Here is a 9,607-nt window from a genome sequence, read left to right on the forward strand (position 1 = left end):
ATAGTGTGGCAACCAGTACAAAGTCGAGCAGCAAAAAAAATTTAGTCGCTGAGCACCCAAAAGCGCTCATCATCGCTGAAAAACCATCGGTAGCAAACGACATTGCTAAGGCCCTGGGCGGCTTTACCAAGCATGACGAGTATTTTGAGAGTGATGCCTTTTTGATCTCTTCAGCTGTAGGCCATCTCCTTGAAATTGCCGCCCCTGACGAATATGAAGTCAAACGGGGCAAGTGGTCCTTTGCTAATTTGCCGGTGATTCCCCCGCATTTTGATCTGAGGCCGATTGCAAAAACGGAATCCCGCCTTAAGGTCTTACAAAAGCTCATTAAACGCAAAGATGTAAATCGGATTATTAATGCCTGCGATGCGGGCCGTGAAGGCGAGCTAATTTTTCGCTTGATTATCCAACACGCCAAAGCTCCGCAAAAAATTGAGCGCCTATGGCTTCAGTCGATGACACCCACTGCGATTCGGGAGGGCTTTAGTAAGTTGCGCTCGGACGATGAGTTAATTCCCCTTGCGGATGCGGCTCGTTGCAGATCCGAGGCAGACTGGTTGGTGGGGATTAATGGCACCCGAGCCATGACCGCATTTAATAGTAAGAGTGGTGGATTTTTTCTAACAACGGTTGGGCGCGTTCAAACACCAACCCTATCGATTGTTGTCCAGCGCGAAGAACAAATTCGGAAGTTTGTATCCAAAGACTACTGGGAGGTCCGCGCTGAGTTCATTGCCGCGGCCGGGGTTTATGAGGGTCGCTGGATCAATCCTGATTTTAAAAAGGATCCCGCAGATCCTGACGCGCGAGAAAATCGCCTCTGGAGCGAAGCTGCCGCTAAGAGCATTGTGGCCGCCTGCCGAGGAAAAAAGGGAAGCGTCTCTGAAGAATCAAAGCCCGCAACGCAACTGGCGCCCCAACTTTTTGACCTCACGAGTTTGCAGCGTGAAGCGAACGCGCGCTTTGGTTTCTCTGCTAAAAATACCCTGGGGCTTGCACAAGCCTTGTATGAGCGCCATAAGGTCCTAACCTATCCCAGAACAGATGCGCGTGCGCTCCCTGAAGACTATTTGGATACCGTTCAAAAAACTATTGAGCAGCTGGGAGAGCACACTCAAGAATACCGTCCTTTTGCGACCGCAATCCTCAAAGGCGATGGTAAAAAATCATGGGTCAAACCTAATAAGCGGATTTTTGATAACAGCAAAATATCGGATCACTTTGCCATCATCCCCACGCTCGAAGCGCCTAAAAGTCTAAGCGAGCCTGAACAAAAGCTGTATGACCTAGTGGTTCGTCGATTCTTGGCAGTGTTTTATCCTGCCGCCGAATATCGAGTCACCACTCGCATCACCGAAGTGTCTGGCCATCAATTTAAAACTGAGGGCCGCGTCCTAGTTGAGCCGGGCTGGTTGGCTGTTTATGGAAAATCGTCTCAGGCAGACGATGAACTAGTGCCCGTCCAAAAAAATGAGTCTGTTCAAAACGAAACCGTTGAACTGGTCCCTTTAAAAACCAAGCCACCAGCGCGCTACAGTGAAGCAACTTTATTGTCGGCCATGGAAAGCGCAGGGAAATGGGTCGATGATGACGAAATGCGTGAAGCAATGGCCGAAAAAGGCCTTGGGACGCCCGCGACGCGCGCTGCGATCATTGAAGGTTTGTTGGCAGAAAAGTACATCGTTCGTGAAGCCCGCGAGTTAATACCAACTGCAAAAGCATTTCAATTGATGACCCTTTTGCGGGGCCTAGATGTTGCTGAACTCACCCAACCCGACCTTACAGGAACCTGGGAACATAAGTTAGCGCTGATTGAAGAAGGCAAGCTTGATCGCAACACCTTCATGCAAGAAATTGCACAGATGACACAAAAAATTGTCAAGCGTGCAAAAGAATTTAGTAGCGACACCATTCCGGGCGACTATGCCACTCTAAAAACCCCCTGCCCACATTGCGGCAAGGCCGTGAAAGAAAACTATCGACGCTTTGCCTGCGAATCCTGCGGTTTTACGATTAGTAAAACCCCGGGCGGTCGAGCATTTGAGTACGAAGAGGTTGAATCTTTGCTTAAAGAAAAAACCATCGGACCGTTACAAGGCTTTCGTAGCAAAATGGGTAGGCCCTTTGCGGCAATAATTCGTCTTACAGAAATACCACTTGATGATGCGGATTATCCCAACGCAGGCTTCAAGCTCGAGTTTGATTTTGGCAACTCAGGAGGAGAGGATGAGGAAGCCGTTGACTTCACCGGCAAAGAAGCGCTTGGAGTCTGTCCAAAATGTTCTGGTGCGGTATACGAGGATGGCATGCGCTATGTTTGCGAACATAATACGGGTCCGGCAAAAACTTGTGACTTTAAAACTGGCAAAGTCGTCTTACAGCAAGAAGTAAGCTCTGATCAAATTAAGAAGCTCTTAAAAGAAGGTAAAACTGACCTCTTAACCAACTTTAAATCCAATCGTACCGGGCGTGGCTTTAAGGCTTACCTAGCCTTAGATCCTAAGGGGAAAATTGGTTTTGAGTTTGAGGCTAAAGCTCCCGCCAAAAAGCGTGCGGGCGACAAGAGTGAAAGTGATTCAGAGTCCAAACCAAAACGCGCGAGTCGCTCCAAAGCAAAATCCGACGAATGAGAAAGGGCCGGAATAAGGGCCGATGCAAGTGTTGACCAAAGCAATCCGCGCGAGCCAAGGGCGCTAGCAACATATAGGTTTGGTAGGCCCGAAACAGCGCCTATGATCGGGAGTCGATCTTTGCTTACGCAGCGCACGCCAACAAATTGATCGGCCACCACTAGCTTGGCCGGATCAATTGTGTGTGGCCTCAATAGTCCCAGTGCCAGCCGACGATTGTGTTCATCGCTCGCGGCGCTTGGTTGTGTGCAATTCTGATTCTCATCATAAGTCGAGCCAACTAACCAACGATACGATTGGGCCTCTCGATTCCAAACCGGAGGAGTGCAATAGCCATCACCGGATAAGTTTATTTTGGGGATGCGCTCTAACAAATCGGACTGTCGGTCAATTCTAAAAATACTAAGCTGGCCCCGCACGGGCTTCAGATAAAGCTTTTGACCAAATGGGGTCAAAAGATCTTGGGCACCAAAGGCATTTGCAAGGACAACTGTTTGTGCTGTCGCTATACAGCTACCATTTTTATCCAAAGCGCACCAGAGGTCGCCTTTCCGCTCAAGGGATTCAATGGTCTTAGACCAAATGGTCTGCAATCCCTTGCAAAACAGAATTCGTTCTTTACATAACTTCGCAAGATTGATAGAGCCGGCGCCAGGAAACCAAATGCCTCCACGCCCAATCCCAAAACGCTTTTGAGCATTCTCAGCCGAAATGTATTCCCCAATGTCAGCCGTAATGCCCAATTGAGTTAATTTGTTTTGCAATGCCTCTTCATCGAAAGGGGCCTCGATCTTAGCAAGGGCAAAAACACCGCGCTGGCCCCATGCGCCAGCACAGTCAAGCTCGACCATCCGATAGGCAGCCAAGGCTAAACGATGTAATCTGCTAGCTGTGCGGCCAAGAGCTGGATGCGTGATTGCGCCATCATGAGCCGATGTCGCTTGACCAGGTCCAGATGCACCATCGACAATGCACACTGAGATGCCAAGGCGGTGATATTGATTAGCAATCGAGGCGCCAGCAATGCCGGCACCGATCACTAAAACATCAACCGGCTTGGAAAGCAAGTTGCTTATGCTTGAAAGCGACTGGCAATCTTGGTTTTAATTTCGAGCAGCTCTTTTGGTAAGCGCTTAGCCAATTTATCAAAAAGCTCTTGATGCAAATCGAGTTCGACTTTCCAATCATCAGCACGAACTGCAATAGATTGATTAAATTGCTCGGGTGACAAGGCTAAGCCATTCCAATTGAAATCTACATGACTTGGCGATAGGCCAAGTGGTGTTTCAGTTGCGCCCGCTTTGTTTTCGGTTCGGCCCAAGATCCACGCCAAGACGCGCATATTCTCACCAAAGCCTGGCCAAATAAACTTGCCATTTTCATCTTTGCGAAACCAATTCACTAAATAAATTTTTGGCAAGGTGGCGCCTTCTGCCTCAAGCTTCTTGCCCATATTGAGCCAATGCTGAAAATAATCGCTCATGTTGTAGCCCGCAAACGCAATCATCGCAAACGGATCGCGCCGCACGACACCAACCTTACCGGTAATCGCAGCCGTGGTCTCTGAGCCCATTGTTGCGGCCATATAAACGCCCTCGGTCCAGTTTCGAGCCTCGCTAACCAAGGGAACTGTATTTGAGCGGCGACCCCCAAAAATAAACGCGTCTAATGGAACCCCTTCCGGGTTATCCCAATTTGGATCAACCGCGGGGTTGTTGGTTGCTGCCGTCGTAAAGCGTGCATTAGGATGCGCGGCTAAGCGACCGGCTTTGCCATCTTCAGGCGTCCAGTCCTTACCCTGCCAATCAATTAAGTGACTTGGTGGGGTCTCCGTTAAGCCCTCCCACCAAACATCGCCGTCATCCGTGAGCGCCACATTGGTAAAAATGACATCTTCATTTAATGAGTCAAGGCAATTGGCATTGGTCTCGCGATTGGTGCCAGGGGCCACACCAAAATAGCCCGACTCAGGATTAATTGCGTAAAGACGTACCTGGCCAGTTTTTGGATCTTTGCGAGGCTTAATCCAAGCAATGTCATCGCCAACCGTGGTTACCTTCCATCCTTCAAAACCCTTGGGAGGGATCATCATTGAGAAGTTGGTTTTGCCGCAGGCTGACGGAAAGGCTGCTGCCACGTGGTATTTTTTTCCTTCAGGAGAGGTGACTCCTAAAATCAGCATGTGCTCTGCCAACCATCCTTGTTCGCGCCCCATGGTTGAGGCGATACGCAAAGCAAAACATTTTTTTCCTAAAAGGGCGTTGCCACCATAGCCCGAACCAAACGACCAAATCTCTCGCGTTTCGGGGTAATGAACAATATATTTAGTTGGGTTATTAGGCCAAACCACGTCTTTTTCACCGGGAGCCAATGGCTTACCGACTGAATGAACGCAGTGAACAAACTCGCCATCGGCCCCCAATAACTCAAGAACCGATTTGCCCATGCGCGTCATGATGCGCATATTAATTGCGACGTATGGGCTATCGGATAGCTCAACGCCAATATGTGCGATTGGGGATCCGAGAGGTCCCATTGAAAAAGGAACGACATACATCGTGCGACCCCGCATGCAACCCTCAAATAACGGGGTTAGAGTTGCGCGCATCTCGTTGGGATCTACCCAATGATTGGTTGGCCCCGCATCCTCTTGATGGGTTGAACAAATAAAAGTTCGATCCTCAACGCGCGCCACATCCATTGGATCCGAAATCGCTAAATACGAATTCTTGCGTTTTTGCGGATTTAGCTTCTTGAGGCTACCAGCCTTAACCAACAGCTCACACAACGCATCGTATTCGGACCGAGATCCATCGCACCAATGGATCTGATCGGGCTGGGTTAGGGAAGCAACTTCTTCAACCCATTGAATCAATTTTGTGTTCTTTACATATGGTGGAACATTCAAATTTACTGTGGCGGGATTGGCTGGTTTATTCATGGGACCCTCAAACGTAACCGTTTAATTTTTAAGAAGATTATTTAATGCCTGCGCAAAATTTATAACAATTTTAACATTTGTGTAACGTTAAATTGACTGATTATTTGCCAATGCAAAACTCACTGAAGATCTTGCCCAATAGGTCGTCAGGCAGCAGTTTTCCAGTAATTTCGCCGAGACAATTTTGAGCGCAATGCAACTCCTCAGCAAATAATTCCAGGGCACGATTACCGCCAAATCCATGCATCATGGCTTTTTGTAAACGATCCTTTGCAAGCCCGATGGCGCGAAGATGGCGGGAGCGCGCAGTGTAAATTCCGCCGCCTGCGTTTCCTTCCCACCCTGCAAAACGTAAGATTGTTTCTTGAAGCCGACTAATGCCCTCACCCGTTTTTGCTGATATAAAAATTTGTTTTACACCTAGCCCGATTTTTGTGTGACCTTCTTTTTGGCCCTCTAGCAAATCCAGCTTATTCATCACATCCAGAATATGAGCGCCTGGATGTACACGTTCCCTGACCGCCTTCTCAATGTCTACAAAATTTGCTTCGGGCGCCTGTGTAACGTCGTGTATTAATAAAACGATATCGGCTCTAGCAATTTCATCCCAAGTTTGGGCTACGCCGATTTGCTCTACAACATCATTAGACTCGCGAATACCAGCGGTATCAATCACATGCACAGGTATGCCATCAATTGAAATGTTTTCAATGATTCGATCGCGTGTCGTGCCCGCAATTGGTGTGACGATTGCTCGCTCCTCCCCTACCAATGCATTTAATAAAGAGCTCTTTCCGACATTTGGAGAGCCAACGAGTGCTAGACGAATACCATCGCGCAAAATTTTTCCTTGGCGCGAAGTTTGAATAATTTGTTCTAGATCGTTCATAATTTTTTCAAGGCGTTGCTGTGCGTTGGCGGCCTCAATAAACTCAATTTCTTCTTCAGGAAAATCAAGGGTTGACTCGACCAAGATTCGTAACTGTGTAATTTGATCAATCAATTCATTAATCTGATCAGAAAAGCGCCCTTGCAAAGAAAGGTTTGCTCCTCGTATGGCAGCATCACTTTGAGCATTAATAAGATCAGCGATCGCCTCGGCCTGCACTAAATCAATCTTGCCATTTAAATACGCCCTCAATGAAAACTCGCCCGGCCCAGCGAGCACGATCCCTTCGGGGGCTCCAAGCTCCATGACGCGATTGAGAACCAATTGGGTGACGCGCGCCCCACCGTGGCAGTGAAGCTCAAGCACATCCTCGCCGGTGAATGATGCAGGCGCTTTAAAGTACAACAATAAAACTTGATCTATTTGCTCTTGGTGTGCATCTTTTAAAACCAAGTAATGCGCAAAGCGGGGCTTGGGTTCAGAGCCGAGAAATATTTTGGCAAGCCCAATAAGATCGGGACCAGAAACGCGAACAATCCCAACGCCGCCAGCGCCCCGGGGGGTTGCTATCGCAGCAATGGGATTTTTATGCATTCAACCCCGATCCTTAGCAACCTAATTGGCAGGTCGCTTAATAAACATTTGATTAATTTGCCACTGCTGGGCAATTGACAAAATATTGTTAACCACCCAGTACAACACCAATCCTGCTGGGAAGAAAAAGAACATGACCGAAAAGATGATCGGCATCCACAGCATGATTTTTGCTTGAAGTGGATCGGGTGGCGTCGGATTTAGGCGCGTTTGCACAAACATCGATACGGCCATAATGATTGGCAAAATGAAATAGGGGTCGGGTACCGACAAATCCTTAATCCAAAGAATCCATGGTGCATTTCGCATTTCAACTGATGAAAGCAAAACCCAATAGAGAGCAATAAAAACAGGAATCTGCACAACTACCGGCAAGCATCCGCCTAAAGGATTAATTTTTTCTTGTTTATACAGGTCCATCATCGCGCGATTTAACTTCTGGGGATCGCCCTTAAATTGCTCGCGGAGATTCATTAATCTTGGTTGCACCTCTTTCATACGCGCCATCGATTTATAACTAGCCGCAGAAAGCGGGAAGAAAATTAATTTAATAATGAAGGTCAAAATAACAATTGACCAACCCCAGTTGGCTACGTAGGAATGGATTTGCTCTAAAAGCCAAAAAATGGGTTTGGCAATGACTGTGAGATAGCCGTAATCTTTAATTAAGTCAAAACCGGGGGCAATTTTTTCTAAAAGCGTTTCTTCCTGGGGGCCGATAAACAAGCGTGTGCTTTCCACATGGCTGGATCCCGCTGCAATTGCGGCAATCGGAATTTGTAAGCCAATTCGAAACAGGTTTTGCTCAACTTTTCCAACGTATACGTCTCTTGCTGACTTATCGCTTGGTATCCAGGCGCTTGCAAAATAATGTTGCACCATGGCAATCCAGCCTGGCTCTCCGGCAGGTATTTGCTTTGGAATATCCGCCTTATTTTTTTCGATATCAGAAAAATTAATCTTAATAAATTTATCTTTGTTGGTATATAGCGCCGGGCCAGTGAAGGTGCTGTAGAACTCACTGTCACTCACAGCCGAACTATCCCGCACGATTTCGTTGTAGAGAACCAGGCCACTTGGATTGGCCTGGTTGAGCTGAGTAATGCGATGTTCTACCTCAATAACATAACTTCCATCGACCAGATAATAGGTTTTTTCAAGACGAACTCCGCCACGCTCATTCACAAACGTTACAAACGATTTGTTATCAACGCGTCCGCTTTTGCTCACTACAAAGGAAACTGTGTGATTGGGTAATTCGTTGCTGCCCGCCGAGATGAGGCCCGATCGAACAAAGTATTGGTTTTGTGGAGTAATTTGCAATAAAGCGACCGGTTTTTGGTCGGGCATTAGTTGTTTCAACAGTTTTGCGCTGACGACGCTTGCGCCCGTTGCATTAATTTCGAGCTCTAGGACATCATTTTTAATGGTGTGTTTTTCACCGGCGGCTAAATTAGCCGCATTAAGCACTGGGGATTGCTGAGGAGCGGGTAGGCTCTCTGTCTTGGGAAGGTCGGCTGATTTTTGTGCCTGCCCTGGAGCAACGGCTGGGGGCTGAGTTGCGTTTGCGGCAGCGGGCAGGCTCTCGGGTACTTTAGATGGGCTTGGTGTTTGGCTCGAAGGCGTTAGTGGTGTTGGGCCAAAGAGCGCTTGGCGACCATCGTAGATAAGCCAATTGTTATAGAGCATTAAGCCCGAAATCGTTAATACCGCCCAAAGTAGTGTGCGCTTAATGTCCATAGTTATTGATTCGTTTCAATTAAGTTTTGTTTCTTCTGCTCATGATCAACTGGATCGTAACCACCAGCCGACCAGGGGTTGCATCGCAAAATACGCCAACTGATTTTACCGATGCTTTTTAACGTAGAGTGTTTCTTTAGGCATTCGCATGCATAGTCCGAGCAACTTGGCACGAAACGGCACTGCCCGCCCACAAAAGGTGAAAATGTCAATTGATATGCCCTTACTAAATAGCCCAGCAATCGGTTCATGAAACCAAACCTTGAAGTTGGCTCTTAAGCGCTTGGTATTCTCGGTTACGAAGTCTTCCGCGCGTTGATCCGCCTACGGGTTTTTTTAATCGAATGACAAGCTCTACGAAATTACCATGGGTCTTGTTGCGAGTCATTTCTCGCGCGGCTCTTTTTAGACGATTGCGATCTACCGCCCGTTTGGCAAATTTTTTTGCAATTGCAAGACCAAGGTCGGGGATGCCATCCTTTTTTGATTCCGCATATATGGCCCAGGCTCCACTGCTTACTGGACTAGTTCGCAAAAGCGCCTGGATGCGTGCTGACTTCAATTCATTACACTGCTAGTCTTTTGCGACCCTTAGAGCGACGCGCATTGAGTACGGCTCTGCCGCCTTTAGTTTTCATGCGCACCCGAAACCCGTGAGTTCTTTTACGGCGCGTTACAGATGGTTGATATGTTCTTTTCATGATTTGTCCTAAGAAAACCCTCTATTTTCTCTATTTGCAAGGATAGCGTCAACTTTATATCCGGGTTTTGCCTAATTATTTTCACTAAACACCCTAGGCGTTTGATTTAAAT

At 47.6% G+C, this 9,607-nt stretch carries 7 protein-coding genes and 1 pseudogene; 1 reads left to right on the top strand and 7 read right to left on the bottom strand.

Features of this window, described 5'->3' with window-relative positions; translation table 11 throughout:
- Positions 1–5: 5 nt before the first annotated feature.
- Positions 6–2,630 carry a DNA topoisomerase III gene (locus QUE62_RS09075; protein WP_286261635.1) on the top strand — a complete coding sequence of 875 codons (2,625 nt, stop codon included), beginning with the start codon at positions 6–8 and terminating at the stop codon, positions 2,628–2,630.
- Positions 2,631–2,707: 77 nt separating this feature from the next.
- On the opposite strand, the pseudogene QUE62_RS09080 reads toward QUE62_RS09075, so the two are convergent.
- From QUE62_RS09080 to rpmH, 7 genes and pseudogenes are all read right to left on the bottom strand, one after another.
- Positions 2,708–3,670: pseudogene (locus QUE62_RS09080) on the bottom strand (FAD-dependent oxidoreductase); the annotation flags it as partial.
- Positions 3,671–3,702: 32 nt separating this feature from the next.
- Positions 3,703–5,571, bottom strand: a complete 1,869-nt coding sequence (locus QUE62_RS09085) for a phosphoenolpyruvate carboxykinase (GTP) (RefSeq protein WP_286225407.1) — start codon at positions 5,569–5,571, stop codon at positions 3,703–3,705.
- A gap of 100 nt (positions 5,572–5,671) precedes the next feature.
- Positions 5,672–7,054, bottom strand: a complete 1,383-nt coding sequence (gene mnmE, locus QUE62_RS09090; RefSeq protein ID WP_286261637.1) for a tRNA uridine-5-carboxymethylaminomethyl(34) synthesis GTPase MnmE — start codon at positions 7,052–7,054, stop codon at positions 5,672–5,674.
- A 21-nt stretch (positions 7,055–7,075) separates the two neighbouring features.
- Positions 7,076–8,794, bottom strand: a complete 1,719-nt coding sequence (yidC, locus tag QUE62_RS09095; RefSeq protein WP_286223738.1) for a membrane protein insertase YidC — start codon at positions 8,792–8,794, stop codon at positions 7,076–7,078.
- Positions 8,795–8,796: 2 nt separating this feature from the next.
- Positions 8,797–9,045: a membrane protein insertion efficiency factor YidD gene (yidD, locus tag QUE62_RS09100; protein WP_286225410.1), complete on the bottom strand. Its 249-nt coding sequence runs from the start codon at positions 9,043–9,045 to the stop codon at positions 8,797–8,799.
- On the bottom strand, positions 9,042–9,356 hold the full coding sequence (locus tag QUE62_RS09105) for a ribonuclease P protein component (protein ID WP_286223740.1): 315 nt from the start codon (positions 9,354–9,356) through the stop codon (positions 9,042–9,044). The genes yidD and QUE62_RS09105 overlap by 4 nt, the downstream gene beginning before the upstream one ends.
- Positions 9,357–9,360: 4 nt before the next feature.
- The gene (gene rpmH / locus QUE62_RS09110; RefSeq protein WP_108509260.1) at positions 9,361–9,495 is read right to left on the bottom strand and encodes a 50S ribosomal protein L34; all 135 of its coding nucleotides are present in this window, start codon (positions 9,493–9,495) and stop codon (positions 9,361–9,363) included.
- Positions 9,496–9,607 lie beyond the last annotated feature (112 nt).

This window comes from Polynucleobacter sp. HIN9, from assembly GCF_030297635.1.
GTDB lineage: Bacteria > Pseudomonadota > Gammaproteobacteria > Burkholderiales > Burkholderiaceae > Polynucleobacter.